Origin of the sequence: Seohaeicola sp. 4SK31, from assembly GCF_028802875.1 — a bacterium.
GTDB lineage: Bacteria > Pseudomonadota > Alphaproteobacteria > Rhodobacterales > Rhodobacteraceae > Seohaeicola.
The window spans coordinates 248852-274265 of sequence record NZ_JARAMP010000001.1; the positions used below are offsets into that span (position 1 = coordinate 248852).

A 25414-nucleotide genomic window follows, 5' to 3' on the forward strand; every position below is an offset into this window, starting at 1 on the left:
AGATAAGAACAAATAGTGAACATTTTGCCGTAAAGCTGCTCATGGCCCCCAAACGAATCCTCTCGCTCTGGTTTCCCCGCCTTGGCGCGGAACGGCTGCTGCGCGCGATGCGCGGCCTGCCCGATAAGCCTTTCGCGGTGGTCGAACAGACCGGACAGATGCAGCGGATCGCCTCGGTCTCGGTGCTGGCACAGGGGGCGGGGGTCTATCCGGGTCAACCGCTGCGCGATGCGCTGGCGATCTGCCCCCAGCTTGCGACGCAGGCCCGGGATGCGGCGGCAGAGGCGGCGTTCCTGACGCGGCTGCGCCGCTGGGCCGGGCAATTCGCGCCGCTGGTGGCGGAAGAGCCGCCCGATGCGCTGACCCTTGACATCACGGGCTGCGCGCATCTGTTCGGCGGCGAGGCGGCGATGGTCGAGCGGATCGGTGCCGCGCTTGAAGGCATGGGCCTGTCGGTGCAGGCGGGTCTGGCCGATACGCCGGGGGCCGCCTGGGCGCTGGCACGGCATGCCGGAGGCCGCGCCGCGACAGGCCGCAGCGGGGACGCCATCCAGCAGGAGGCGCGCGCCACCCGGTCGCGCGCCGCGGCACGGCCCCGCCATGCGCCCGGCCCCGGCGCCACAACCTTCGCCCCTGCCATCGCGGCGATTGGCCAGACCCATTCCGCACTGGCCCGTCTGCCCGTAGCGGCGCTGCGACTGGACCCCGCTACGGTGGCGGAACTGACGCGGCTGGGCCTGCGCCATGTGGGCGATCTGACCGGACAACCCCGCGCGGCGCTGGCACGGCGCTTTGGCAAGGGGCTGGTGCTGCGGCTGGATCAGGCCCTGGGTAGCGCGCCCGAGCCGATCAGCCCCGCCCGCCCCGACACGGCCTTTGCCACGCGCCTCAGCCTGCCGGAGCCCATCGGGCTTGAGGCGGACATGCTGGCCGCCCTCGACCGTCTGCTGCCGCGCCTGTGCGAGATGCTGCACGACAAGCGGCAGGGTGCGCGCATCCTGCGGCTTGAGGCGTATCGCAGCGATGGCCAGCGGCAGGACATTACCCTGACCCTTGCCCGCGCCAGCCATGACCCCGCCCGCATCCGTCCACTTCTGGCGATGCGGCTGGATCAGATTGACGCGGGTTTCGGGATCGACATGTTCCGGCTTGAGGCGCTGCGCACCGAGCCGCTGCATGACAAACAGTCCAGCGGCCATCTGGAGGCTGCCCGCGCCGCCGCCAGCCGCGCCGCGCGTGACACCGCGATCGAGGATCTGACGACCCGCCTTGGTGCCCGCATCGGGATGGAGGCGATCACCCGCCATCATCCCGGCAACAGCCATATCCCGGAGAAAGCGGCACAAATCCTGGCCGCCGCATGGTCGGAGCCCGCCCCCGACTGGCCCGCCCCTGCCGCCCCGCGCCCGGCGCTGCTATGGCGGCCCGAACCCGTGACGGCCCCGGACACCCCTCACCCGCCCGCGCGGTTTCGCTGGCGGCGGCGCGATCTGGCGCTGGCCTGCGCGCAAGGCCCCGAGCGCATCGCGCCGGAATGGTGGCTGGACGAGCCCGACTGGCGCAGCGGCACGCGGGATTACTGGATCGTCACCACCGCATGCGGTAGCCGTCTGTGGCTCTACTTTGCGCATGGGGCAGCCATGTCGCGTGGCTGGTTCTGCCATGGCAGCTTTGCGTGACAGGTCTGAATTGAGTATTTACGGCAAGATGAAGCGGGGCGCGCATGCCCCTTCATCTTGCTGCAAATACTCAAATCCGACGCCTCAGACGGCGCGCAGGCCGCCCAGCACGAATTCGGCTGCCAGATCGGCATAGGCGGCACGGCTGAGGCCCTTGCCGGGGCGGTGCCACATGTAGAACCAGTTGAGGATACCGAAGACCGACATGGTCAGAGCGCGCAGGTGATCGGCGTCCAGACCGGGGCGCGCGGCGTCCACCGCCTCGGCCATCACCGTCACCAGCCGTCGCTGCGCGGCGATCAGGGGCGCCTGGCGTTCGGGCGGCAGTGTCTCCAGCGCGTCGAGTTGCAGTTTATGCTCGGCATCCGCATCTTCATAGGCGGACAGAATGGCCCGGATCACACCGCGCAACCCCTCGCCGCTGGCGGATTCAACCACATCGACCAGCGCGCCCAGGTGGTCGTCCAGAATATCGAACAGCAGGTCTTCCTTGCTGGTATAATAGTGATAGATCAACGCCTTGGACACGCCGCAATGTTTGGCGGCCCCGGTCATCGAGGCCCGGTCATAGCCATGCTGCGCAAAGTAGTCCGCCGCCCCTTTGCGCAGGGCGGCGCGTTTTTCATCGTGATCGCGTGCCAGTCCGCGCGCCATGTCAGTCGCCCGCCATGTCAGTCGCCCTTGGGGCGGTTGTCGATGATGCGCACGGCCTTGCCTTCGCTGCGGGCCACGCCGCCCGGATCGAAGACATGGATTTCGACGGACAGGCCGACCATCTGCTTGATCCGATGGGACATGTCCCGTGCCGCCGCCTCACGTCCAGAGGGGCCGACCCCCTCGCAGGCTTCGCAGAGCACGCGCATCGCATCCATCCGCCCCTTGCGGTGCAGTTCGATCTGGAAATGCGGGGCAAGGTCGCGGACCTGCATCAGCACTTCCTCGATCTGGGTCGGGAAGACGTTGACGCCGCGCAGGATGATCATGTCGTCGCTGCGCCCGGTGATCTTTTCCATCCGCCGCATGCTGCGCGCCGTGCCCGGCATCAGCCGGGTCAGATCGCGGGTGCGATAACGGACAATCGGGAACGCCTCCTTGGTGAGAGAGGTGAAGACCAGCTCGCCCAGCTCGCCATCCGGCAGCACCTCGCCCGTGTCGGGGTTGATCACCTCGGGGTAGAAGTGATCTTCCCAGATATGCAGACCGTCCTTGGTTTCCACGCATTCATTGGCGACCCCCGGCCCCATCACCTCGGACAGGCCGTAGATATCGACGGCATGCATATCAAAGGCATCCTCGATCTCGCGGCGCATGGCATTGGTCCATGGCTCGGCCCCGAAGATCCCCACCTTGAGCGGCGATTTGCGCGGGTCGAGCCCCTGTTTGGCGTATTCGTCCAGGATCGACAGCGCGTAGGAGGGCGTCACCGTGATCCCGTCGGCGCGGAAATCCTCGATCAGGCGGACCTGCCGGGGTGTCATGCCACCGGATACCGGCACCGTGGTCAGGCCCAGCTTGTCTGCCCCCAGATGGATCCCCAAGCCGCCGGTGAAAAGCCCATAGCCATAAGCGTTGTGCAGGATATGCCCCGGACGCAGCCCCGCCGCGCGCAAGCTGCGCGCCACGACCGAGCCCCAGACATCCAGATCGGCGCGGGTATAACCGACCACCGTGGGCTGACCGGTCGTGCCGGATGAGGCATGGACCCGCGCGACCTGTTCACGCGGCACGGCGAACATGCCGAAGGGGTAATTGGCCCGCAGATCGGCTTTCGTTGTGAACGGGAATTTCGCCAGATCGGAAAGGGATGTCAGATCGTCCGGGTGCACCCCCGCCGCGTCGAAACTGGCGCGGTAATGGGGCACGTTGTCATAGGCGTGGCGCAGCGACCATTTCATCCGCTCCAGTTGCAGCGCCGACAGTTCGTCCCGGCTGGCGGTCTCGATCGGTTCCAGATCGCCGGGTTTCGGGGAGAGGTCTTCCATCACACAGCCTCCAACATCAGGGCGATGCCCTGGCCCACGCCGATGCACATGGTGCAGATCGCGCGTTTGGCCCCTGCATCCGACAGGTTGATCGCCGCCGTCAGCGCCAGCCGCGCACCGGACATGCCCAAAGGATGGCCCAGCGCGATGGCCCCGCCGTGGGGGTTCACGTGATCCGCGTCATCGGGCAGGCCCAGTTGGCGCATCGTGGCCAGACCTTGGGCGGCAAAGGCCTCGTTCAGCTCGACAAAGTCGATATCGCTGATCTTGAGCCCGTGCCGGTCCAGCAAAGCCTGCGACGCGGGTGCAGGTCCGATGCCCATGATGCGGGGGGGCACGCCGACCGTGGCCATCGACACGATCCGCGCCTTAGGCGTCAGCCCGTATTTCGCCACCGCATCAGCAGAGGCAATGATCAGCGCCGCAGCCCCGTCGTTCACGCCCGAGGCGTTGCCCGCCGTGACCGAGCCGCCCTCGCGGAAGGGCGTGGGCAGCGCGGCCAGCTTGTCGATCGTTGTGGCGCGGGGGTGTTCGTCCTGCGAGACCACCACCGGATCGCCCTTGCGCTGCGGGATCGTCACAGGAGCAATCTCACGCGCGAGCCGCCCGCTTTCGATGGCCGCAATGGCGCGCATCTGCGAGCGCAGGGCGAAGGCATCCTGATCGGCGCGGGAGATGTTGAAATCCGCCGCCACGTTTTCGGCGGTTTCAGGCATGGAATCGGTGCCGTAGGCCTTGTGCATCGCCCGGTTCACGAATCGCCAGCCGATGGTGGTGTCATAGATCTCGGCCCGGCGGGAAAAGGCGCTGTCGGCCTTGGGCATCACCAAGGGGGCGCGCGACATCGATTCGACGCCGCCTGCCAGAACGACCTCGGCCTCGCCCGTCTTGATGGCGCGCGCGGCTTGGCCCACGGCATCGAGGCCCGAGCCGCAGAGGCGGTTCACGGTGACGCCCGGCACGCCTTCGCCAAGGCCCGCCAGCAGCACGGCCATGCGGGCGACGTTGCGGTTATCCTCGCCCGCCTGATTGGCGCAGCCCATGATGCATTCATCCACCGTCATGCCGGGAAACTGCGCCGTGACGGCGCGGATCACACCGGCCAGCAGATCATCGGGCCGGACCGAGGACAGTGCCCCGCCATAGCGGCCGATCGGGGTGCGCAGCCCCTCGCACAGGAATGCCTCTCTCATGCCTTGTCCTCCGTTGTCTTTTCCTTGAAATGTTCGCCGGACACCTGCCGCGACAGGCCACGGAACAGGGCGACCTTGCGCCCATCCTCGCCCGTCACCAGTGCGTCATAGACGCCGGAACGTCCGGCCAGATGCACCTCGGTGGCTGTCGCGGTCAGCACCTCGCCGGGTTTGCCGGGGCTGAGGAAGGTGATCGTATTCTCCTGCGCGACGACCAGCTTGTTGTGGCTGTTGCAGGCATAGGCAAAGGCGGTATCGGCCAGCGTGAAAATATAGCCGCCGTGGCAGATGCCATGCCCGTTCAAGTGTTCAGGCCGCACGGTCATGGTCATCGTGGCCTGACCGGGGGCGATCCGGGTGAGTTTCAGGTCAAGGGATTGCGAGGCCACATCGGTGGACCACATCGCAGCCGCCGAGCGTTCGGCGCGTTCCTGAGGCGTCATGGTCTCTCCTCCCCCTGACATTTCCCGCAGCCTGCACAAAACCGACCACGCGGTCAAGAGTATTGCTTTGACCTGCAACCTGCGCCATGCTGCGCGGCATGATGCGCGATCTCAAGGGAGGATTTCCGATGCTCAGACCCCATAGCTATGCCTGCGGCCAATGGATCGCGCCGGGCGCTGCGGCGGCGGATATCATCGGCCCCGTCACGGGCCAGGTGATCGCGCGGGCGGGTGGCGCCGCGCTCGACATGCAGGCGATGCTGGATCATGCGCGGCTTGTGGGTGGCCCTGCCCTGCGCGCGATGGGATTTCACGACCGTGCCCGTATGATCAAGGCGCTGGCCGGGTATCTGGATAAGCGAAAAGAGCAGCTTTATGCGTTGAACCCCATGACCGGGGCGACGCGGCGGGATGGCTGGGTGGATATCGACGGCGGGATCGGCACAATGGGCCTGTTCGCCGCCAAGGGGCGGCGCGAGATGCCCGATGGTCATGTCTATATCGACGGCGATGTGGAAATGCTCAGCCGCAAGGGCACCTTCCTTGGGCAGCATATCGCGGTGCCCTTGCAAGGTGTGGCGGTGCAGATCAACGCCTTCAACTTCCCGGTCTGGGGGATGCTTGAGAAGCTGGCCCCGGCCCTGTTGGCGGGGGTGCCGTCGATCGTCAAGCCTGCGACGCAGACCTGCTATCTGACCGAGGCTTGCGTGCGGCTGATCGTTGACAGCGGCATCCTGCCTGAGGGTGCGCTGCAACTGGTGATCGGGCGGACGGGGGACATGCTGGACCGTCTGGGCGCTCAGGATGTGGTGGCCTTTACCGGATCGGCGGATACCGCGCTGATGCTGCGGAGCAATCCGGCGTTGATGCGCCATTCGACGCGGTTCATGGCGGAGCAGGACAGTCTGAACGCGTCGATCCTTGGGCCGGATGCGGGGGTGGAGAGTGCGGAATTTGCCCTGTTCATCAAGGAAGCCGTGACCGAGATCACCACGAAAGCCGGGCAGAAATGCACCGCCACGCGGCGTTTGATCGTGCCCGCGGCGATGATGGAGGCGGTGGGCGAGGCGCTGTCCGAGAAACTGGCCTCGATCACGGTGGGCAATCCGGCGGCTGAGGGCGTGCGGATGGGGGCGCTCGCCTCTCATGCGCAGAAGGCCGATGTTCTGACGCGACTGGCGCAGTTGCAGGCTGAGGCGCGGCTGATCCATGGCGATCCCGGCAAGATAACGCTGGTGGATGCGGACCCCGATCAAGCGTTCTTGCCGCCGATGCTGCTGTCCTGCGCTGATCCCGATGCGGCGCGTGCGGTGCATGAGGTGGAGGCATTCGGGCCGCTGTCGACCCTCATGCCCTACCGCGACACGGCCCATGCGGCTTCGCTCGCCAATCGCGGCGGCGGCTCGCTTGTCTCGTCGCTCTTCACCGCTGATCCAAGCGTCGCGCGTCAGATCGTGCTGGACAGCGCCGCCTGGCATGGGCGCATCTATATCAACAACGCCACATCGGCGGCCGAGGCGACGGGACATGGTTCCCCCCTGCCCCATATGATCCATGGCGGGCCGGGCCGCGCGGGAGGGGGCGAGGAATTGGGCGGCGTGCGCGGCGTGCTGCATTACATGCAGCGCACGGCCATTCAGGGCAGCCCCGACATGTTGAGTGCCATCACCGGCACATGGGTGAATGGCAGCGCACAAACGACGAATGCCACCCATCCGTTCCAGCGGACCTTCACCGAGATCCAGATCGGCGAGACGATCCACACCGATCCCCGCACCGTCACGCTGGAGGATATCGAGCATTTCGCCCATTTCACCGGCGACACCTTCTATGCCCACATGGATGAGGACGCCGCCCGCGCGAACCCGTTTTTCCCCGGTCGCGTCGCCCATGGCTATCTGTTGCTCAGCTTTGCGGCGGGCCTGTTCGTGCAACCCGATCCCGGCCCGGTTCTGGCCAATACCGGCCTCAACGCCCTCAGCTTCCAGAAGCCTGTCAGCCCCGGCGACAGCATCCGCGTGGCGCTGACCTGCAAGCGCAAGACGCGGCGCACCGACAGCTATGGCGAGGTGGCGTGGAACGCGACCCTGACCAATCAGGATGGCGATCAGGTGGCGCAATACGAGCTTCTGACCATGGTGGCCTATACGCGCGGCTGATGCTTCTTCTTGCTCCAAATATCCATCCGCCCGCGCCATCGCAGACAAACGGTTCAATCGCGCGCGCAATGCGTGTAACAGGCGGATATGGACCCGCTTGACCCTGTCATCACGGCGCTGCACGCCGAATCCCGCCTGCGCGTCTGGTCGCTGGTGATCACCGTTTTCGGTGATTGCGTGCAGCATCGCGGCGGGGCCATCTCGACCGCGCGGCTCGGGCGGCTTCTGGGCCGCATCGGTGTAGAGCCGGGGGCGCTGCGCACGGCCCTTTCGCGTCTGGGACGGGATGGCTGGGTGGATAGCGAACGCACAGGACGCCTCAGCCATTACCGCCTGAGCCCCTCGGGTCTGGCGCGGTTCACCGAAGCCACCAGCCGCATTTACGCCGCCCCCCGCCTGTCGCCGGTCACCGCATGGTCCCTGTCTTCGGACGGCACGCCGCAAACGGCCCTTGCGCTTGGCGGGCTCTGGCTTGCGCCGGCGGATACGCCGCAGCCCGCCAAACCCGCTTTCCGCCTTGTCGGGCGCCTGACCGATCTGACGCCTGCCATGCGCGACAGCCTGATCAGCGCCGAACATGCCACCGCCTTGCGCCGCCTGCTGGATGACCTCGATCATCTTGCAACCCTGCAAGGCGATCCGCTCACCCATGCCGCCGCCCGCATCCTGCTGGTGCATCGCTGGCGGCGTATCGTCCTGCGGTATCCCGACCTGCCCCCCGAGGTGCTGAGCGGTGATCTGGCCCAAGAGGACCCGCGCGCCCGCGTGGCGGCGGTCTATCGGCATCTCACACCGGGCACGGAAAACTGGCTGGACAGCGCCGAGGGTGAAATCGCCGCCATGCCGCCGCCCGACAGCAGCCTTGCCCGACGCTTCCACATGGCTTTGCCCGCATAGGGCTTGATTTCAGCGGATATCGGCGCAACTCTGGGCGCATGTCCTTGCCACCTCCCATCCCCCTCGCCGCCACGCAGGCCCCTGAACAGGTGGCTTTTGATCGTACGGAACTTGGTCAGATCCTGACCCTCTATGGTCGCATGGTGGCGCTGGGTGAATGGCGCGATTACGGGATTTCCCATCTGCGCGAGGTGGCCGTATTCTCGATCTTCCGGCGCACCGCGGAGAATCCGATCTACCGGATCGAGAAACGCCCCAAGCTGCGCAACAAGCAGGGGCTCTACGCCGTCATCGGCATGGATGGGCAGGTCCTCAAGCGCGGGCACGAGTTGCGGGCCGTGCTGCATGTGCTGGAACGCAAGCTGATCCGTGCGGTGGACTGACCCTTGCCCACCCGTGAAAGCCAGACAGCATGATCCGCCATGTCGCCATCATCGGTGCCGGCCTGATCGGGGCCAGCTGGGCCGCGCTGTTCCTGTCCAAGGGGCTGCGGGTGACGGTCAGCGATCCGTCCCGGCAGGCATTGGACGGCCTGCCCGCCTTCATCACGACCGCGTGGCACGATCTGGCGCAACTGGACGAAATCGCCGCAGCCCCCCCATTTGAGATGCTGCATGTCACGCAGGACATTGCCATGGCCTGTGCAGAGGCCGACTTGGTGCAGGAATGTGGTCCCGACCGCATCGCGATCAAACAGCAGATCGTGGCGCAGATCGAAACCACGCTGGGACCTGATGCCATCATCGCCTCTTCGACCTCGTCTCTGATGGCCAGCGACATTCAGACCGTGGCCCGCCATCCCGGGCGCATCCTTGTGGCCCATCCGATGAACCCGCCGCATCTGGTGCCGTTGGTGGAACTGGTCGCAGGGCGCGCCACCGATCCCGCCAGCATCGCCGCCGCCCGCGCTTTCTATGACGGTATTGGTCGGGTGACGGTCGTGGTGCGACAGGAACGGGTGGGTCATCTGGCGAACCGCCTGACCTCGGCGCTGTATCGCGAGGCGGTGAGCCTTGTCGCCGAAGGTGTCGCCACGGTCGAGGATGTGGACCGCGCCATCGCCCATGGGCCGGGGATGCGCTGGGCCTTCATGGGGCCGCATCTGACCTATCATCTGGGCGGCGGCGCGGGCGGGTATCGCCATTACCTCGATCATCTGGGACCGACGCAGGTCGCACGTTGGGCGGATCAGACCACGCCTGTCCTTACTCCTGAGCTGATCGAAACGCTTGTCGCGGGGATTGAGGAGGCGACCGAGGGACAAAGCCCGGCAGACCTGGCCCGCCGTCGCGACGTGGCCTTGGTGGCACTGGCTAAGCTGAAACGCGATCTGGGGGCGTGATCCGCCCCCTTCACTGTTCCCCAAATACTCAAAACCGCGTCCTCAGCCCAAACGCCTGTGGCCCGTGACCGGACCGCCGCCCTGCGCATCGATCCGCGTCACCGCCTCGGCCAGCCCCTCGAAGGCGACGGCCATGTGATGCGCATTGGCATGCAGGATCGTGTCGGGGCCCGATACCCAGGCCACATGACCTTTCCAGAACAGCAAATCGCCCCGGCGTGGCGCGCTGCCATCCGTGACGGCATGACCCAATCCAGCGGCTTGCAGATCGCTGTCACCGGGGCAGGCAATCCCGCAGGCCAGACAGGCCGTCTGGACCAGACCTGAACAGTCGATTCCGAAGGCACTGTTGCCGCCCCAGAGGTAGGGCGTGCCCAAGAGCAGGGTCGCGACCGAGACGGGATCATCCTCGCACCGCTCGACCGGGGCCAGATGCATGACCGGCACATGGCCCGCATCGGTCAGGATGAACCGCCCCTCCTGCCCCAAATGGCGCAGACGGCTGCCGAAACTCAGGGTCATCAGATCCGGTGATTTCAGATCAGCCCGCGCATAGGCATGGGTGGCGCGCACGCAGACCCGCAGATCGGGTCTGTCCATCTCATGCAGCGCGTCGCGGGGCAGATAGCCGACATAGCCATCCCGTGCGGCCTGCACGAAACACCATCCGTCCCGATCCTCGAACACGGTCACCGCCTCGCCGCGCAGCAGTTCGCGTTCGCGCCGTCCGTCCGGTGCGTTGCGCAGCGCCACCACGGGCCGCGCGACATGGCGCGTCCAGCCATCCACAAAGGTTGCAGCCTTTACCTGCCCCTTGAGGGACAGCGCGGCGACGCGCCCATTGGCCGGGGTCAAGCGCGGATCAGGGCTCACAGCCCCAGCACCTCGGGCAGCGCGTCCAGCAGCGCCCTTGCCCCCATGCCGACGCCGCCCTTGGGACGGGCGGGCGCTGCGCTGGGTTGCCAGCCGTAGATGTCGAAATGGGTGTAGCGCACGGCATCGCCCGCGAAGCGGCGCAGGAACAAGGCCGCCGTGATCGCCCCAGCGAAGCCGGATTTGGGCGCATTGTCCAGATCGGCAATGCCCGGTTCGATATCCGCCTCGTAAGGGGTCCAGAAAGGCAGGCGCCAGACCGGATCGGCGACCCGCGCCGCCGCCCCTTCCAGCGCGGCAACGACGCCGGGATCATCGGTGAAATATGGCGACAGGTCCGGCCCCACCGCCACCCGCGCGGCGCCGGTCAGCGTGGCCATGGACACCATGAGATCGGGATTTTCCTCGGCCCCCAGCGCCAGCGCATCGGCCAGCACCAGCCGTCCTTCGGCGTCGGTGTTGTTGATCTCGACCGTGAGACCCTTGCGCGAGGGCAGGATGTCACCGGGCCGCATCGCGCCAGCGCTGATCGCGTTCTCGACCGCAGGGATCAGCACCCGCAACCGCAGCGGCAGACCCAGCGCCATGATCATCTGCGCCAGACCCAGCACGTTCGCCGCCCCGCCCATGTCCTTTTTCATCAGCCCCATCGAGGAAGATGGTTTGATGTTCAGCCCGCCGGTGTCGAAACACACGCCCTTGCCCACAAGCGTCAGGGCAGGGCCCGCCTCGCCCCAGCGCATGTCGATCAGACGGGGGGCTTGCGCGGCGGCGCGGCCGACCGCGTGGATCATGGGGAAGTTCTGTTCCAGCAAGGCGTCGCCCCGGATCACATGCGCATTGGCGCCGAACCGATGGGCCAGATCCAGACAGGCCGCCTCCAGCGCATCCGGCCCCATGTCATTGGCGGGCGTGTTGATCAGATCTCGGGTCAACGCCTCACCGGCTGCGATTGCCTCCAGCCGCGCGGCATCCACACCGGCGGGGGCCACCAGACGGGCCGGGTTGCGGGTCTGGCTGCGGTAGCGGTCAAAGGCATAGGCGGACAAGAGCCAGCCCAACGCCTCTTCCGTCATGCGATCCTCCGGCAGACCCGAGGCGATGCGGTATGTCCCGCCCGGCAGGGCGCTGGCCACGGCCGCCAGATGGAACCGGCCCCGCGCGCGCTGCGCCGGATTGCCATATCCGGCCAGAACCATCGCAGGCTTGCCATCGGCATCCGGCACGATCACATGTTTGCCCAGCGCGCCGGCAAAGCCTGTCGCCTGCACCCAGGTTGTCACCTTGTCGGCCTGCCCGGCCAGCCAGCCGTCCAGTGCTGCGGCATCAATCACATGCACGGGCAGCGCATCGGTGCTGTCGGCGGCGAAAGTCATGGTCATTTGCGGGCCTTTCCGGTCTTGAACTGTCACAGGGTCGCGGCAGCGGGCGGCCGCCATCAGCTTGGCCCGCAGCCTATCCGTCCTGCCCGCGACCGCAAGAGGGGCGCGTAACCCGTTGGGGTCAGAGCGTCATATCCTGCAAGTCCCAGATCTCGGTCAGCGACCGCTCGCCGATCCGCATCAGCCGCGCCAATGTGGCGGCCAGCGCGTTGGCGTCGCCCGCGTCGATACATCCGGTCACGTCACGCGCCACCCGGGCCAGCATGTGCATCCCGATCTGCTCGGAGATCGCGGCCATCGACCGCACGCTCTTGCGCATATCGGCAACGTGCCCTTGCCGATACATGCGTGCCGCATGCGACAGTCGCGCCGCCAGTTCCTCCATCGCGCGACAGATCACATCTACGGCCCCCGACTCGCCCAATTGGGCATAAAGTTCGGCCAGCCGGTCCTGATCCAGCCGGACCCTTTCGTCCTGCATCAGCATCACTACCTGTTCCACCATCTCATCCTTGACGTCACGCCCCCACGGCGCGCTGAACATGCCGTCACAGAGGTTCCCAAAAGGTTGAGGTCGGTGCCTGTTTTCTCTCGAATTCTCGGACAATACGCACTAAGACCACGAGCCAGTGGCACGCGCCGCAGTCCGGAACCAGAGCGAGAGATCACCCGATGGACCATGCCAAACCTTTGCCCGGCTATCTGCTCCAGCGGTATCAGGGGTGGAAGGCCACCTCCTATGCCGAAAACCAGAGCTGGTATCGCCGTCTGGCCGAAGTCGGCCAGCATCCGCGCGCGATGGTGATCTCGTGCTGCGACAGCCGGGTGCATGTCACCTCGATCTTCGGGGCGGATCAGGGCGAGTTCTTCATCCATCGCAATATCGCCAATCTGGTGCCGCCCTATGAGCCCGATGGCGAGGCGCATGGCACATCTGCGGCCGTGGAATACGCGGTCAGCGTCCTCAAGGTCGCGCATCTGATCGTGCTGGGCCATTCGTCCTGTGGTGGGGTGCAGGGCTGTCTGGACATGTGCACCGGCAAGGCACCGGAACTGGAACAGAAAAGCAGCTTCGTGGGCCGCTGGATGGATATCCTGCGCCCCGGTTACGAGCGGATCAAGGACATCGCCGACCTCAAGACCCAGCAGCGCGCGCTGGAGAAGCAGGCAGTCCTTGTCTCGCTGGACAACCTGATGACTTTTCCGTTGATCGCGGAAGAGGTGAAAGGCGGGCAGTTGTCGCTTCACGGTCTGTGGACCGATATCGGCGAAGGCTCGCTGGAATATTTCGACCCCGCCAAACGGGAATTCCTGCCGGTCTGACCGGGCACCGCCCCTGACGGGACACCGGAAAAGGAAAGCCCCCTGCCATATCACCGGCAGAGGGGCTTGCGCTGTCAATTTGAGTGATCCCGTTGTGGATCAGCCCTTTTTCAGAACCCGCTGGCCCAGCACTTCGGCGATTTGCACCGCATTCAACGCAGCCCCTTTGCGCAGGTTGTCGGACACGCACCACAGGTTGATGCCATTGTCGATCGTGCTGTCCTGACGGATCCGGCTGATGAAGGTCGCATAGTCGCCAACGCATTCGACCGGTGTGACGTAGCCACCGTTCTCACGCTTGTCGATCACCATGATCCCCGGCGATTCCCGCAGGATGTCGCGGGCTTCGGCCTCGTCCAGGTGATCCTCGAATTCGATGTTGATCGATTCCGAATGACCCACGAAAACCGGCACGCGCACGCAGGTCGCGGTCACCTTGATGCTGGGATCAAGGATCTTCTTTGTCTCTGCCACCATCTTCCATTCTTCCTTGGTGGATCCATCCTCAAGGAAAACGTCGATATGCGGGATCACGTTGAAGGCGATCTGCTTGGTGAACTTTTTGGGCGGCTTGTTGTCGGTGGGGTTGTAGATGCTTTTCGTCTGGTCCCACAGCTCGTCAATGCCTTCCTTGCCCGCACCCGAGACGGATTGATAGGTGCTGACGACGACCCGTTTGATCCGCGCGCGGTCATGCAGCGGCTTGAGCGCGACGACCATCTGCGCGGTCGAGCAGTTGGGATTGGCGATGATGTTCTTCTTGGAATAGCCGTGGATCGCATCGGCGTTCACCTCGGGCACGATCAGCGGCACATCCGGGTCGTAGCGATAGAGCGACGAGTTGTCGATCACGATACATCCCGCCGCAGCGGCCTTGGGCGCATAGATCTTGGTCGCCTCGGACCCGACGGCGAACAGGGCGATGTCCCATCCGGTGAAATCGAAGGTGTCCAGATCCTTGGTCTTGAGGGTCTTGTCGCCAAAGCTGATTTCGGTGCCCAGGGATTTGCGGCTGGCCAGAGCCACGATCTCATCCACCGGAAACTGGCGCTCGTCCAGTATGTTCAGCATTTCACGGCCCACGTTCCCCGTGGCACCGACGACGGCAACCTTGTAGCCCATCTGGGACAACTCCTTATGTTCAGAACGTCGCGCTCATATCGCAGCTTGGCCCTGAATTAAAGCGGATTCGCCTTAGTCCAGCCTGTCGCGGCTGAACAGATAGACCACGAGCCCGATCAGGACGAGAGCCGCGAAGAAGCCGAAGAGCACCGCATAGGGCTGTGCCGCCGGGGCGGCAGGGTCCGCCACCGCGCGATAGAGCGGTCCCGTCGTCATCTGCATGACCCCGACGCCACCGATGCTGATCAGGTTCATCAGCGTAATGCCGCGGCCCGCCAGATGCGGCGGCACGAAGCTGCGCCCATGCGCCATGATCAGGGGAAAGGACATGCCGAAGAAGCCGATGACCGCGAAGAGGATCACGGCGGTCACGAAGCCCGGCTGCGGCCATAGCGCCAGAACGGTGAGAGCCGCGCAGGACATCGCGTTGCCGCCGAAAATCACCCATTTGCGGGTGCCGAAGATGCGGTCCAATGGTCCGTACAGAAACGACCCGGCGATCATGGCCAGTCCCATGACCAATGTCCCGGTGCCGATCAGACCTTCGGTCGCACCGTGCACATCGGCCAGATAGGGCCCGACCCACAGCCCGCGCAACCCGGCGGCAGGGGCATAGTTCACCATCAGAAGCGGAAAGATCACCCACAGCGCGGGCATCTTCAGGATATCCAGAACCGAGCCTTTCGCATCGGTCACGATCCGGGGCGGGTCCTGCACCGTCAGCCAGATCCCGACGGACAGGATCAGCGACAGGGCTGCCAGCCCCCAGATCGTCTCGCGCCAGCCAAAGGCGCCGATGGCCCAGGCCAGCGGGGCGGACCCTGCCAGATTGCCCAGAGAGCCGACACCGATCATCACAGCGCCCAATGTTGCGAACATCGCTGCGGGGAACATCCGCGCGAAAATGAAGTAGGAGGCCATGAGAACGGGAGAGCAGCCCACCCCGATCAGCCCCATCGCGACCCAGATGTGCAGGGGCGTCGTGGCCATGGCGAACAGGGCCGCCCCCCCGCCGCCACCGATGGCCAGGATCACAGCCGCCGTGCGGCGTGGGCCTATCCGGTCCAGCGCCGCGCCGACGGGGATTTGGGCGGCTGCAAAGGTCAGGAACCACAGGCCCGAGGCGAAGGCCAGATCCTCTGGCCCCGCGCCGACATCCTGTTCCAGAACGCGGCTCAGAACGGCAAGAAAGGCCCGGAAGAACTGACTAAGAACGTAACCCGCACAGAGCAGGATCAGGCCAAGACGCATCAGATTTCCTCCCCGAAATCGCGCCTTTGGGTGCCATGTGCCCAAGAATTGTGCAAGGTATGAAAAGATCAGTTTTTGAAATGGCTTTTCCGCCGAAAGGTGATGGATCGGGACTCGTGACCTTGGGCTTGCGGCGTGTATTTCTGACCGGTGGACGGGGCACCCACTTGACGGAACGCGGCCAGAGGGGCATCTGATCGGCAACCCGGATGACAGGCACCGGGTCAGGGGTTCGCCGCCGCCATCCGATGACACCACATGATTTTTCCTCGGGCGATCTGATCGCCGACCGCCGCGCGGATTACGCGCTGGCGCTGGCCGAAGCGGGCGACCTGCCTGCGGCGCTGGACCTCATGCAACAGGCGCTGGATCTTGCGCCGCGTTGGGCTGCCGGATGGTTCCGCCTTGGCGAATGGCAAGAGGCGACGGGCGATGCAGATGCCGCGCGGGACAGTTGGCGCAAGGCTCTGGAGATTGACCCGGTGGATCATCTGGGCGCGGGCTTGCGGCTGGATCTGGCGCGCAGCGTCCCGATGGCCGAAGCGATGCCCGCCGCCTTTGTCGAAACCCTGTTCGATCAATATGCCGCGCGTTTCGAGACCTCGCTTGTCGATCAGCTTGGCTATCAAGGCCCCGCGCAGATCGTGGAGGCACTCTTGCTGGCCGGACGGACGCGGTTCGAGCGCGTGCTGGATCTGGGCTGCGGCACCGGGCTGATGGGGCAGGCGATCCGCCCCCATGCAGGTTGGCTGGAGGGCTATGACATTTCCGCCCGGATGCTGGTGCAGGCAAGCGCCAAGGGCATCTACGACGCGCTGCACAAACGCGATCTGTCCAGTCTGGACCTGACAGACGAAAGCTTCGACCTGATCCTTGCCGCCGATGTCTTCATCTATATCGGCGCGCTGGAGCAGATCGTGGGCTGGGCTGCGGCAAGCCTTGCGCCGGGTGGCGTTCTGGCCTTCACGCTGGAGGAATTGCCCGAGGATGAGGGCGAACTGCGCCTGCGCCCCTCGCGCCGCTATGCCCATTCCGCCGCTTATGTCGCGCGTCTGCTGGAACAGGCGGGCTTCGGAGCACCCCAATTCAGCCGCGCCACGTTGCGCATGGATGCCGGTCAGCCCGTCGCCGGGCTGAGCGTTCTGGCGGTCCGCGCGACGCAGCCCTTCCGCCGCGAGACGGATGGAGAGGAAATGGCCAGCGCCTGAACGCTGGCCGTATGCGTCAGATGCAGCGGCCGCCGTCCACTTCCATGGCGACGCCGGTGATCATGCTGGCCTCGTCCGAGCAGAGGAAGCAGGCGGCATTGCCCATATCCTCGGGCGTGGAAAAACGGCCCAGCGGGATGGTGGAGAGGAATTTGGTGCGCATCTCGGGCGTGTCCTCGCCCATGAAGCTGGCCAGAAGCGGCGTCTCGCCCGCCACGGGGCAGATGGCGTTGACGCGCAGTTTCATGGGGGCGAGTTCCACCGCCATGGTTTTGGTCGCGGTAATCATCCACCCCTTGGAAGCATTATACCAGTTCAGACGCGGACGCGGGCTGAGGCCGGCGGTGGAGGCGACATTGAGGATCGCGCCGCCATTGGCCTTCATATGCGGCACCAGTTCGCGCGCGGTCAGGTAGACGGATTTGCAGTTCACCGCGAAGACGCGGTCGAATTCCTCCTCGGTCACATCCTCCATCGGTTTGGGCAGATGGGTGATGCCTGCGTTATTGACCAGAATATCAACCTGTCCGAATGCCTTGATGGCATAGGCGGCCATCTCGGCCACGCTGGCGCCATCCGCCACGTTGCAGGCGATGGAGAGGGCACCGTTGCCCACTTCCTCGGCCATCGAGGCCGCGCCATCGGCATTGATATCCACGACCAGCACCCGTGCGCCTTCAGCCGCGAATTTGCGAACGATCCCTGCGCCAAAGCCGCTGGCGCCGCCTGTCACGATGGCGGTTTTTCCTGTCAGTCTCATGGTGTTGTCCTTTTCATTGTCTCTGGATCAGCCGTGAAAGGCGGCCACGGTTTTCAGCACGGTAAAGCCATACATCGCCTCAAAGCCCTTTTCGCGGCCATGGCCGGATTTGCCCATGCCCCCGAAAGGCAGCTCGACCCCACCGCCCGCGCCATAGTTGTTGATGAAGATCTGCCCGGCACGGATGCGTTTCGCCATCCGCATCTGGCGCGCGCCGTTCTGGCTCCAGACGCTGGCGACAAGGCCATAATCGGTTCCATTGGCGATAGTGACGGCCTCCTCCTCATCCTCGAAGGGGATGATCACCTGCACAGGACCGAAGATTTCATCCCGCGCAAGGCAGTGATCGGGGCTGACATTGGCGAAAAGCGTCGGGCGCACGTAGTTGCCGCCATTGGGGGCGCTGACTAGCTGTCCCTGCCCTGCGATCTGCAGATCGGCGCCCTTGTCGATGAAGCCGCTGACGATGGATTTCTGCTTGGCCGAGATCAGCGGCCCCACGTCCAGATCGTCCATTGCGCGGCCCACTTTCAGCGCGTCATAGCGCAGGGCCATGCGTTCCACGACCTGATCGTACACGCTGCGCTGCACAAGGATGCGGGATGAGGCAGAGCAGGTCTGGCCCGCATTCTGGATGCCCGCATTGACCAGAAACGGCAGGGCGGCGGGGATATCGGCATCCTCGAACACGACCTGCGGGGATTTGCCACCCAGTTCCAGCGTGACGGGGATCACGTTCTTCGCCGCTGCTTCCTGCACCATCACGCCGGTGCCCACCGACCCGGTGAAGCTGATGTGATGCACGCCGGGATGGGCGGTCAGGGCCGCGCCTGCCTCGGACCCAAGCCCCGGCACCACGTTCAGCGCGCCATCGGGCAGGCCCGCTGCCTTGGCCATTTCCGCAAAGGCCAGCGCGGTGAGGCAGGCATCCTCCGCAGGTTTCAGAACGCAGGCATTGCCCGTGGCCAGGGCCGCCCCGACCGACCGCCCGATGATCTGCATCGGATAGTTCCACGGCACGATATGCCCCGTCACCCCATGCGGTTCGCGCAAGGTATAGACGGTATAGCCGTCCAGATAGGGGATCGTCTCGCCATGCAGCTTGTCGGCGGCCCCGCCGTAGAACTCCATATACCGCGCAAGCGCCACGGCATCGGCGCGGGCTTGTTTCAGCGGTTTGCCGACATCCAGCGCCTCGATCCGGGCCAGATCATCGACACGCTCCAGAACCATCCGGCCCAGTGTCATCAGGATGCGGCCCCGCTCGGCGGCGCTCATCCGCCCCCATGGGCCATGCCGCGCCGCCTCGGCGGCGGCCACCGCCGCGTCGATATCCGCCCCGGTGCCGCGCGCGATCTGGCCGATCACCTCGCCGGTGGACGGGTTTTCCAGCGGCAGGTATTGCCCACCCGAGGGCGCCACCCATTCCCCGGCAATCAGGCATTTGGACGGGTCGAACCACAGTCCCAGATCATCGCTCATGCGTCATCCTCCTCAGGTATTCTCGAATTCCGGCAGGCGTGGCGTCGCGGCCAGAAGCTGCCGTGTATAGGGGTGGCTTGGGGCCGCGAACACATCTGCTGTCACGCCCTGCTCCACGATCTTGCCCGCTTGCATCACCAGAACGCGGTCGGTCACCTGTTTGACCACCGACAGGTCATGGCTGATGAACAGATAGGTCAGGCCCAGACGATCCCCCAGATCGGCCAGCAGATCAAGGATCTGCGCCCGGATCGACACATCCAGCGCCGACACGGCCTCGTCCAGAATGATCAGATCGGGCTTGATGATCAGCGCGCGGGCGATGGCGATGCGCTGGCGCTGCCCGCCGGAGAATTCATGGATATACTTGTGCCGATCCTCGGGCGTCAGACCCACGCTTTCCAGCGCCTCGGCAATCGCGGCATCACGCGCGGTGCCCTGCGGGGGCGTGTCCAGCAGATGGAACGGCTCGCTGACCAGCCGGTCCACACGGTGGCGCGGGTTGAAGCTGCCATAGGGGTCCTGGAACACCACCTGCATCCGGCGGCGCACGGCGCGATTGGGTTTATGACCAGTAAAGACGGGCTGGCCGTCCAACTGGATCGTGCCGCCCTGCACCTCCTCCAGCCCCAGAATGGCGCGGGTCAGGGTGGATTTGCCACAACCGGATTCCCCGACCAGCCCCAGCGATTCCCCGCGCCGGATCTGGAAGCTGACATCATCGACCGCGCGGAACGTGCCCGGCTTGCCCCAGATCCCCCTGCGGGCAGTGGCATAGTCGCGGATCACGCCCTGCACCTGCAACAGCGGGGTGTCCTGCGGCTGTGCGGCGCGGTCGGGTTGATGGGTCGATGCGGCCAGCAGCGCCTTTGAATAGGGATGCTGCATGCGGTGGAACAAGGCGGGCGATGGCCCAGCTTCCACCACGCGGCCATGGCGCATGATGACCAGATGATCGGCCATATCGGCCACCACGGCCAGATCGTGGCTGATCATCAGCAGGCCCATCCCATCCTCCTGCACCAGCCGTTTGAGCAGGATCAGGATCTGCGCCTGGGTTGTCACGTCCAGCGCGGTGGTCGGCTCGTCCGCAATCAGGAGTTTGGGCCGCAGCGCGATGGCCATAGCGATGACCACGCGCTGGCGCTGCCCGCCCGACAACTCGTGCGGATAGCGGGTCAGGGGAAAACGGTCCTCGGGCAGTTCGACGCGCGCCAGCGCCACCCGCGCGCGCTCCATCGCCTCGGCCCGGCTGACGCGCTCGTGCACCAGAATGGTTTCGGCCACCTGATCGCCGATGCTCTGGATCGGGTTCAGCGCCGTCATCGGCTCTTGGAACACCATGCCCATGACGCGGCCCCGCATCCCGCACAGCTCTGGCTCGGACAGGTGCACTACATCCTGCCCGTCAAGGATCACCCGCCCCGTGGCCCGTGCGCCGTCGGGCAGCAGTCGCATCACGGCCAGCGCGGTCATGGATTTGCCGGACCCGCTTTCGCCGATAACGCCCACGATCTGCCCCGGCGCGACGGTGAAGGACACGTCATGCAGGATCGGATAATCATGGATGGCCAGGTTCAACGCCTCGATCCGCAGCAGGGTCATCGCCGGTCCCTCCTGATCCGTGGATCGAACAGGTCGCGCAATCCGTCGCCCATCAGGTTCAGCCCCAGAACCGTCAGCAGGATCGCCATGCCGGGGAATATCGCCATATGCGGCGCGAGAGAGATCATCGTCTGGCTGTCGGCCAGCATCCGCCCCCAGCTGGGAATAGGCGGCTGTGCGCCAAGGCCGACATAGGAAAGCGCCGCTTCGGCCAGAATGCCAAGGCTGAACTGGATCGTGCCCTGCACGATCAACAGGTTGGTGACATTAGGCAGGATATGTTCGGCACTGATCCGGACCGCGCCCTTGCCCGCCACACGTGCGGCCAGCACGTAATCGCGGGTCCACAGGCTGAGCGCCGCGCCGCGCGTGAGGCGGGCGAAGACGGGGATGTTGAAGATGCCGATGGCGATGATCGCGTTCAGCGCGGATGGCCCGAACACGGCGGTAATCATGATGGCGATCAGCAGGGACGGAAAGGCAAAGACCAGATCATTGCCGCGCATGATCACCTCGTCCAGCAGGCTGCCGCGCCGCGCGGCGGCGGCCAGCCCCAAGGGCACGCCCAGCCCCATGCCGATCACCACGGCGACCACCGCCACGGCGATGGAGGTGCGCGCGCCCACCATGATCATCGACAGGATATCGCGCCCGAAATGATCCGTGCCCAAAGGATGCGCCGCCGAGGGGGGCTTCATCTTGTTGGGAATATCCATCGCGCCCACGTCCTGCGGCACCCAGATGAAACTGATGAGCGCCGCGCCGACGAAGATCAGCGACAGCGCCAGCCCGATCACGAGCGCGCGGTTGGTCAGGGCTGCGCGGATCATCGCCGCCCCCTCAGCCGTGGATCGACGGCGGCATAGGCCACGTCCACGGCGAAATTCACCACGATCACGGCAAAGACCAGCAGCATCACCACGGATTCCACCACGATCAGATCGCGGGCGGAAATCGCCTGAAAGACCAGCCGCCCCAGCCCCGGCAGGAAAAACACATTCTCGATGATGATCGCGCCCGCCATGAGGAATGAAAACTGCATCCCGATGATCGTCAGCACCGGGATCATCGCATTGCGCAGCGCGTGACGCCACAAGACCTGTCGCCGCGTCAGGCCCTTGGCCCGCGCCGTGCGGATGAAATCCTCGGACAGCGTATCCAGCAGGCTTGATCGCATCACCCGCGTCAGGATGCTGGCCTGCGGCAAGGCCAGCGCGATGGCGGGCAGCGTCAGGCTTTTAATGGCTGGCCAGATCCCCTGCTCCCAGCCTGCGAAGCCGCCAGCCGAGAACCAACGCAGGTTGATGGCAAAGACCAGCACCATCAGCATGGCGAACCAGAAATTCGGGATCGCCACACCCAGCTGCGTGACCCCCATCACCCCCATATCCACCGCCGACCCGCGCCGCGAGGCCGCCCAGACACCCGCCGGAAAGGCGATCAGCGTGCTGAGCGTCAACGCATACAGCGCCAGCGGCAGGCTGATCCACAGGCGCTCTGAAATCATCTCGGCCACGGGTGTGCGATAGGTATAGGAGGTGCCGAAATCCCCTGTCAGCATACCGCCGACCCATGACAGGTAGCGTTCAAGGATGGTGCCGTTCAGGCCCAATTGCTCGCGCAGCGCCGCCAGCGTGTCGGCTTGGGCGTTCATGCCCAGCATATAGGCGGCCGGATCGCCCGGAACGACCTCGATCGCCAGAAAGATCACGAGGCTTGCAACGGCCAGCGAGATCACCAGCGACACCAGCCGTTTCAGCACATAGCGCAGCATTCGCCCCGTCTCTCGCGCGCAACTGACCGGTCAAGCCGTGGCGCGCGCCCTCAACTTCATCTTGCCCAAAATACTCCCGCGCGGCGCGCTCCCCCGCGCACCACAGGCACGCGGGGTTTTCCGGCGCGAACGGGTTCAGTCTTGCCAATAAACCGCTGTCAGATCGGTCGCCTGCGTCGGCGCATTCTCCCACAGGCCCACGACCTTGGCATTGGCCACGCTGAGTGCTGCCAGTTGGAACAGGTAGCCGTTCACATAATCCGCCGAGATTTTCTCCTGCGCCTGTTTCAGCAGCGCCGAACGCGCGGCCGGATCGGTTGCCGCCGTCAGATCGGCCATGATCTTTTGGAAATCGGCATTGTCATACTGGAAGTAATATTCGGGATTGGCATAGATCCCGATATCCATCGGTTCGGTATGGCTGACGATGGTCAGGCCGAAATCCTTGCCCGTGAACACCTGCTCCAGCCACTGCGCCCATTCCAGATTGGTGATCTCGGTCTCGATCCCCACTGCGCGCAACTGGGCCGCAATGATCTCGCCCCCGCGCCGCGCGTAAGACGGCGGCGGCAGTTTCAGCGTGGTGCTGAACCCATCGGGAAAACCCGCCTCGGCCAACAGCGATTTCGCCAGTTCCGGGTCATAGGCCGAATTGCCGGTCAGATCGACATAATCGGGATGATGCGGTGCGAAATGGCTGCCGATGGGCGTGCCATAGCCGAACATGGCCCCGTCGATGATCGCCTGACGGTCAATCGCATGGGCCAAAGCCTTGCGCACGCGCACATCGTCAAAGGGGGCCTGCTTGTTGTTGGTGGACAGGATCGTCTCGCCCTCGGTCGAGCCGACCAGCACCTGAAAGCGCGGATCAGCATCGAATTGCGGCAGGTTCTCGGGGGCCGGGAAGCCCGCGAAAGCGTGCACATCCTCGGCCATCACGGCGGCAAAGGCCGCAGTCGGATCGCTGATGAACTTGAAGGTGGCACGGTCCAGCTTGGCAGGCTCGCCCCAGTAATCGGGGTTCTTCACGATGTCGATGCGGTCGCCCTGCACCCAGTTGTCGAATTTGAAGGCACCAGTGCCCACAGGGTTGGTCTTGATGTTCTCGATGCTCTCGGGGGCCACGATCACAGCATCGCCCCAAGCCATGTTGAACAGGAAAGCGCCATTCGGCGCAGCCAGCGTGACCTGCACGGTCAGCGGATCGACCACGGTCACATCCGTGATCCCGGCAAACAGCGCCTTCTGTGCGTTCACCGAATCCTCGGCGCGGGCACGGTCAAGGCTGAACTTCACATCCTCGGCGTCCATCGTGGTGCCGTCGTGAAAGGTCACGCCCTCGTGCAGCTTGAAGGTATAGACGGTCCCGTCCTCCGAGATCTCCCAGCTTTCGGCCAGACCGGGATTCACCGATCCATCCGGGCCGAAACGGGTCAAACCCTCGAACACATTGGCATAGAGAACCGAGTCAATCGCACCTGCGGCGGCACTGGTCGGGTCCAGATGCGGCGGTTCAAGCTGCATGCCGACAACGATATCCGTCTTGGCCTGCGCCATGCCGACACCGGCCACCAGTGCCAGCGCACTGACCATCCCGCGCGTGAAGTTCACATAAGTCATGTTGTTCTCTCCCTGTTGAGCAAGCTGCTCAGTCCCGTGCCAGCAATGCGATCAATGACCGCCCCATCACCTTTGCAGAATCCAGCATATCATCCACGCCGACATATTCATCCGGTTTATGCGCAAGGTCCAGAATGCCGGGACCATAGGCAATGCAATTCTTCAGCTTGCCGATCCGGTCGATATGTTTTTGGTCGTAAGTCCCCGGCGAGACGACATATTCCGCCTCGCGTCCCATCGTGTCGGCGATGGCCTTTGCCACGACCTGCACCACGGGGGCGGATTTCTCGGTCATCGTGGGCAGGACACGGTGCAATTCGGTCACGTCATAGCGGAACGTCGCGCGCCGCTCGGCCACGGTGCGCAGGATCTGCATCACCTCCTCGCGGACCTCGTCGATATCCTCCTCGATCAGGAAGCGGCGGTCGATCACCATGCGACAGCTATCGGGCACGCAGGGCGCGGGCAGGCCGGTGTAATCGTCGTCCTGCTCATCCTCGCCGCCATGGATCGAGTTGATGTTGAGCGTGGATTGCTTGGCTCCGTCCGGCACCACCGGCATATCCGTGCGTTTCTGCGCCAATGCCGGGAAGAGCGAGGTTTCCATCTCGGCCACCACCGCGCCCATGTGGCGCACGGCGCAATCGCCAAGGAAAGGCATGGAACCGTGGGCGATCTCGCCATGGGTTTCAATCTCGGCCCACCAGACACCGCGATGGCCCAGACAGATCCGGTCCTTGTTCAGGGGTTCGGGGATGATGACATGCTGCACACGTTCGGGGCTGAAATAGCCCTTCTCGGCCAGATAGGCGACACCGCCGAAGCCGCCGGATTCCTCGTCTGCCGTCCCGCTGATCTCGATGGCGCCCGCAAAATCGGGGCAGATCGCCAGAAACGCCTCGGCCGCGATGATGCTGGCCGCCAGCCCGCCCTTCATGTCGCAGGCACCACGTCCGTAGATCTTGCCGTCTTTCAGTTCACCGCCGAAGGGATCGGTGGTCCAGCCACGCCCGACCTCGACCACGTCGATATGGCTGTTGAAATGCACGCATTCGCCTTTATAGGCCCCTTCGCGCCGCGCCACGATGTTCCAGCGCGGGTGCTTGTCGCTGTCGCCGGGGGCACCAAAGGCGCGCACCAGTTCGGTCTGAAACCCCTGCGCGCCAAGGCGGCGGTCAAGGTATTCGCAAATCTCAAGATAATTGTCGCCGGGCGGGTTCAGCGTCGGGATACGGATCAGGTCCTGTGTCAGCGCGATCAGATCGTCGCGTCGCGCCACCACCGCTTCGTCCAGCCTGTCAGTCAGGGACATCGCACGC

At 64.9% G+C, this 25414-nt stretch carries 23 protein-coding genes; 7 read left to right on the plus strand and 16 right to left on the minus strand.

The features are described 5' to 3' along the window. Positions 1-41: 41 nt before the first annotated feature. Entirely contained in the window at positions 42-1679 is a 1638-nt protein-coding gene (locus PVW27_RS01230; protein WP_274554704.1) for a Y-family DNA polymerase, read from the plus strand. An 84-nt stretch (positions 1680-1763) separates the two neighbouring features. Here PVW27_RS01230 and PVW27_RS01235 read toward each other — a convergent pair whose 3' ends face one another. The 4 genes from PVW27_RS01235 to paaI are packed head-to-tail and all read right to left on the minus strand — an operon-like array spanning position 1764 to position 5297. Continuing rightward, on the minus strand, positions 1764-2333 hold the full coding sequence (locus tag PVW27_RS01235) for a TetR/AcrR family transcriptional regulator (protein WP_274554705.1): 570 nt from the start codon (positions 2331-2333) through the stop codon (positions 1764-1766). Between the two features lie 17 nt (positions 2334-2350). Then, complete coding sequence (paaK, locus tag PVW27_RS01240; RefSeq protein WP_274554707.1) at positions 2351-3661, minus strand: phenylacetate--CoA ligase PaaK; 1311 nt, start codon at positions 3659-3661, stop codon at positions 2351-2353. Beyond that, positions 3661-4854, minus strand: a complete 1194-nt coding sequence (gene pcaF, locus PVW27_RS01245) for a 3-oxoadipyl-CoA thiolase (protein WP_274554709.1) — start codon at positions 4852-4854, stop codon at positions 3661-3663. Before pcaF ends, paaK begins: the two co-directional genes overlap by 1 nt. Continuing rightward, complete coding sequence (paaI, locus tag PVW27_RS01250; RefSeq protein WP_274554711.1) at positions 4851-5297, minus strand: hydroxyphenylacetyl-CoA thioesterase PaaI; 447 nt, start codon at positions 5295-5297, stop codon at positions 4851-4853. Before paaI ends, pcaF begins: the two co-directional genes overlap by 4 nt. A gap of 128 nt (positions 5298-5425) precedes the next feature. On the opposite strand from paaI, the gene paaZ reads away from it, so the two are divergent. The 4 genes from paaZ to PVW27_RS01270 all read left to right on the plus strand — a co-directional run bounded on the left by paaZ (position 5426) and on the right by PVW27_RS01270 (position 9695). After that, entirely contained in the window at positions 5426-7456 is a 2031-nt protein-coding gene (paaZ, locus tag PVW27_RS01255) for a phenylacetic acid degradation bifunctional protein PaaZ (protein ID WP_274554712.1), read from the plus strand. A gap of 87 nt (positions 7457-7543) precedes the next feature. After that, on the plus strand, positions 7544-8353 hold the full coding sequence (locus PVW27_RS01260; RefSeq protein WP_274554713.1) for a PaaX family transcriptional regulator C-terminal domain-containing protein: 810 nt from the start codon (positions 7544-7546) through the stop codon (positions 8351-8353). A 38-nt stretch (positions 8354-8391) separates the two neighbouring features. Continuing rightward, entirely contained in the window at positions 8392-8736 is a 345-nt protein-coding gene (locus tag PVW27_RS01265; protein WP_274554714.1) for a DUF2794 domain-containing protein, read from the plus strand. Positions 8737-8765: 29 nt separating this feature from the next. Further along, entirely contained in the window at positions 8766-9695 is a 930-nt protein-coding gene (locus tag PVW27_RS01270; protein WP_274554715.1) for a 3-hydroxyacyl-CoA dehydrogenase NAD-binding domain-containing protein, read from the plus strand. Between the two features lie 42 nt (positions 9696-9737). Here PVW27_RS01270 and PVW27_RS01275 read toward each other — a convergent pair whose 3' ends face one another. The 3 genes from PVW27_RS01275 to PVW27_RS01285 form a co-directional block, all read right to left on the minus strand. Beyond that, positions 9738-10568: a C40 family peptidase gene (locus PVW27_RS01275; RefSeq protein WP_274554716.1), complete on the minus strand. Its 831-nt coding sequence runs from the start codon at positions 10566-10568 to the stop codon at positions 9738-9740. Further along, entirely contained in the window at positions 10565-11950 is a 1386-nt protein-coding gene (locus PVW27_RS01280; RefSeq protein ID WP_274554717.1) for a leucyl aminopeptidase family protein, read from the minus strand. The genes PVW27_RS01275 and PVW27_RS01280 overlap by 4 nt, the downstream gene beginning before the upstream one ends. Before the next feature lie 121 nt (positions 11951-12071). Continuing rightward, positions 12072-12455 carry a hypothetical protein gene (locus tag PVW27_RS01285; RefSeq protein WP_274554718.1) on the minus strand — a complete coding sequence of 128 codons (384 nt, stop codon included), beginning with the start codon at positions 12453-12455 and terminating at the stop codon, positions 12072-12074. A gap of 167 nt (positions 12456-12622) precedes the next feature. On the opposite strand from PVW27_RS01285, the gene PVW27_RS01290 reads away from it, so the two are divergent. After that, positions 12623-13273, plus strand: coding sequence for a carbonic anhydrase (locus tag PVW27_RS01290; protein ID WP_274554719.1), 651 nt, complete (start codon positions 12623-12625; stop codon positions 13271-13273). A 99-nt stretch (positions 13274-13372) separates the two neighbouring features. Here the strand turns inward: PVW27_RS01290 and PVW27_RS01295 are convergent, their stop codons facing one another. Then, positions 13373-14395: an aspartate-semialdehyde dehydrogenase gene (locus PVW27_RS01295; protein WP_274554720.1), complete on the minus strand. Its 1023-nt coding sequence runs from the start codon at positions 14393-14395 to the stop codon at positions 13373-13375. A gap of 72 nt (positions 14396-14467) precedes the next feature. After that, on the minus strand, positions 14468-15646 hold the full coding sequence (locus PVW27_RS01300; RefSeq protein ID WP_274554721.1) for an MFS transporter: 1179 nt from the start codon (positions 15644-15646) through the stop codon (positions 14468-14470). Between the two features lie 248 nt (positions 15647-15894). On the opposite strand from PVW27_RS01300, the gene PVW27_RS01305 reads away from it, so the two are divergent. Beyond that, complete coding sequence (locus PVW27_RS01305) at positions 15895-16854, plus strand: methyltransferase domain-containing protein (RefSeq protein WP_274554722.1); 960 nt, start codon at positions 15895-15897, stop codon at positions 16852-16854. 16 nt (positions 16855-16870) lie between these two features. Here PVW27_RS01305 and PVW27_RS01310 read toward each other — a convergent pair whose 3' ends face one another. From PVW27_RS01310 to PVW27_RS01340, 7 genes are all read right to left on the minus strand, one after another. Further along, positions 16871-17614 carry an SDR family oxidoreductase gene (locus PVW27_RS01310; protein WP_274554723.1) on the minus strand — a complete coding sequence of 248 codons (744 nt, stop codon included), beginning with the start codon at positions 17612-17614 and terminating at the stop codon, positions 16871-16873. Between the two features lie 27 nt (positions 17615-17641). Then, positions 17642-19096: an aldehyde dehydrogenase family protein gene (locus PVW27_RS01315; RefSeq protein ID WP_274554724.1), complete on the minus strand. Its 1455-nt coding sequence runs from the start codon at positions 19094-19096 to the stop codon at positions 17642-17644. A 12-nt stretch (positions 19097-19108) separates the two neighbouring features. Beyond that, positions 19109-20701, minus strand: coding sequence for an ABC transporter ATP-binding protein (locus PVW27_RS01320; protein WP_274554725.1), 1593 nt, complete (start codon positions 20699-20701; stop codon positions 19109-19111). Further along, the gene (locus PVW27_RS01325) at positions 20698-21531 is read right to left on the minus strand and encodes an ABC transporter permease (RefSeq protein ID WP_274554726.1); all 834 of its coding nucleotides are present in this window, start codon (positions 21529-21531) and stop codon (positions 20698-20700) included. Before PVW27_RS01325 ends, PVW27_RS01320 begins: the two co-directional genes overlap by 4 nt. Then, positions 21528-22475 (minus strand): ABC transporter permease, encoded by a 948-nt coding sequence (locus tag PVW27_RS01330; RefSeq protein WP_274554727.1) that lies wholly within the window; start codon positions 22473-22475, stop codon positions 21528-21530. Before PVW27_RS01330 ends, PVW27_RS01325 begins: the two co-directional genes overlap by 4 nt. Before the next feature lie 135 nt (positions 22476-22610). Next, the gene (locus tag PVW27_RS01335) at positions 22611-24095 is read right to left on the minus strand and encodes an ABC transporter substrate-binding protein (RefSeq protein ID WP_274554728.1); all 1485 of its coding nucleotides are present in this window, start codon (positions 24093-24095) and stop codon (positions 22611-22613) included. Positions 24096-24123: 28 nt separating this feature from the next. Beyond that, positions 24124-25407: an acetylornithine deacetylase/succinyl-diaminopimelate desuccinylase family protein gene (locus PVW27_RS01340; RefSeq protein WP_274554729.1), complete on the minus strand. Its 1284-nt coding sequence runs from the start codon at positions 25405-25407 to the stop codon at positions 24124-24126. Positions 25408-25414 lie beyond the last annotated feature (7 nt).

Bases quoted from the DNA above. Each gene is read 5' to 3' on its own strand.
- paaZ (WP_274554712.1), top strand. From the start codon at position 5,426: ATGCTCAGACCCCATAGCTATGCCTGCGGCCAATGGATCGCGCCGGGC.
- PVW27_RS01230 (WP_274554704.1), top strand. From the start codon at position 42: ATGGCCCCCAAACGAATCCTCTCGCTCTGGTTTCCCCGCCTTGGCGCG.
- paaI (WP_274554711.1), bottom strand. From the start codon at position 5,297: ATGACGCCTCAGGAACGCGCCGAACGCTCGGCGGCTGCGATGTGGTCC.
- PVW27_RS01235 (WP_274554705.1), bottom strand. From the start codon at position 2,333: ATGGCGCGCGGACTGGCACGCGATCACGATGAAAAACGCGCCGCCCTG.
- paaK (WP_274554707.1), bottom strand. From the start codon at position 3,661: ATGGAAGACCTCTCCCCGAAACCCGGCGATCTGGAACCGATCGAGACC.
- PVW27_RS01280 (WP_274554717.1), bottom strand. From the start codon at position 11,950: ATGACCATGACTTTCGCCGCCGACAGCACCGATGCGCTGCCCGTGCAT.
- PVW27_RS01290 (WP_274554719.1), top strand. From the start codon at position 12,623: ATGGACCATGCCAAACCTTTGCCCGGCTATCTGCTCCAGCGGTATCAG.
- PVW27_RS01285 (WP_274554718.1), bottom strand. From the start codon at position 12,455: ATGGTGGAACAGGTAGTGATGCTGATGCAGGACGAAAGGGTCCGGCTG.
- PVW27_RS01320 (WP_274554725.1), bottom strand. From the start codon at position 20,701: ATGACCCTGCTGCGGATCGAGGCGTTGAACCTGGCCATCCATGATTAT.
- PVW27_RS01300 (WP_274554721.1), bottom strand. From the start codon at position 15,646: ATGCGTCTTGGCCTGATCCTGCTCTGTGCGGGTTACGTTCTTAGTCAG.
- PVW27_RS01265 (WP_274554714.1), top strand. From the start codon at position 8,392: ATGTCCTTGCCACCTCCCATCCCCCTCGCCGCCACGCAGGCCCCTGAA.
- PVW27_RS01335 (WP_274554728.1), bottom strand. From the start codon at position 24,095: ATGACTTATGTGAACTTCACGCGCGGGATGGTCAGTGCGCTGGCACTG.
- PVW27_RS01330 (WP_274554727.1), bottom strand. From the start codon at position 22,475: ATGCTGCGCTATGTGCTGAAACGGCTGGTGTCGCTGGTGATCTCGCTG.
- PVW27_RS01270 (WP_274554715.1), top strand. From the start codon at position 8,766: ATGATCCGCCATGTCGCCATCATCGGTGCCGGCCTGATCGGGGCCAGC.
- PVW27_RS01295 (WP_274554720.1), bottom strand. From the start codon at position 14,395: ATGGGCTACAAGGTTGCCGTCGTCGGTGCCACGGGGAACGTGGGCCGT.
- PVW27_RS01305 (WP_274554722.1), top strand. From the start codon at position 15,895: ATGACACCACATGATTTTTCCTCGGGCGATCTGATCGCCGACCGCCGC.
- PVW27_RS01260 (WP_274554713.1), top strand. From the start codon at position 7,544: ATGGACCCGCTTGACCCTGTCATCACGGCGCTGCACGCCGAATCCCGC.
- PVW27_RS01310 (WP_274554723.1), bottom strand. From the start codon at position 17,614: ATGAGACTGACAGGAAAAACCGCCATCGTGACAGGCGGCGCCAGCGGC.
- PVW27_RS01340 (WP_274554729.1), bottom strand. From the start codon at position 25,407: ATGTCCCTGACTGACAGGCTGGACGAAGCGGTGGTGGCGCGACGCGAC.
- PVW27_RS01325 (WP_274554726.1), bottom strand. From the start codon at position 21,531: ATGATCCGCGCAGCCCTGACCAACCGCGCGCTCGTGATCGGGCTGGCG.
- PVW27_RS01315 (WP_274554724.1), bottom strand. From the start codon at position 19,096: ATGAGCGATGATCTGGGACTGTGGTTCGACCCGTCCAAATGCCTGATT.
- pcaF (WP_274554709.1), bottom strand. From the start codon at position 4,854: ATGAGAGAGGCATTCCTGTGCGAGGGGCTGCGCACCCCGATCGGCCGC.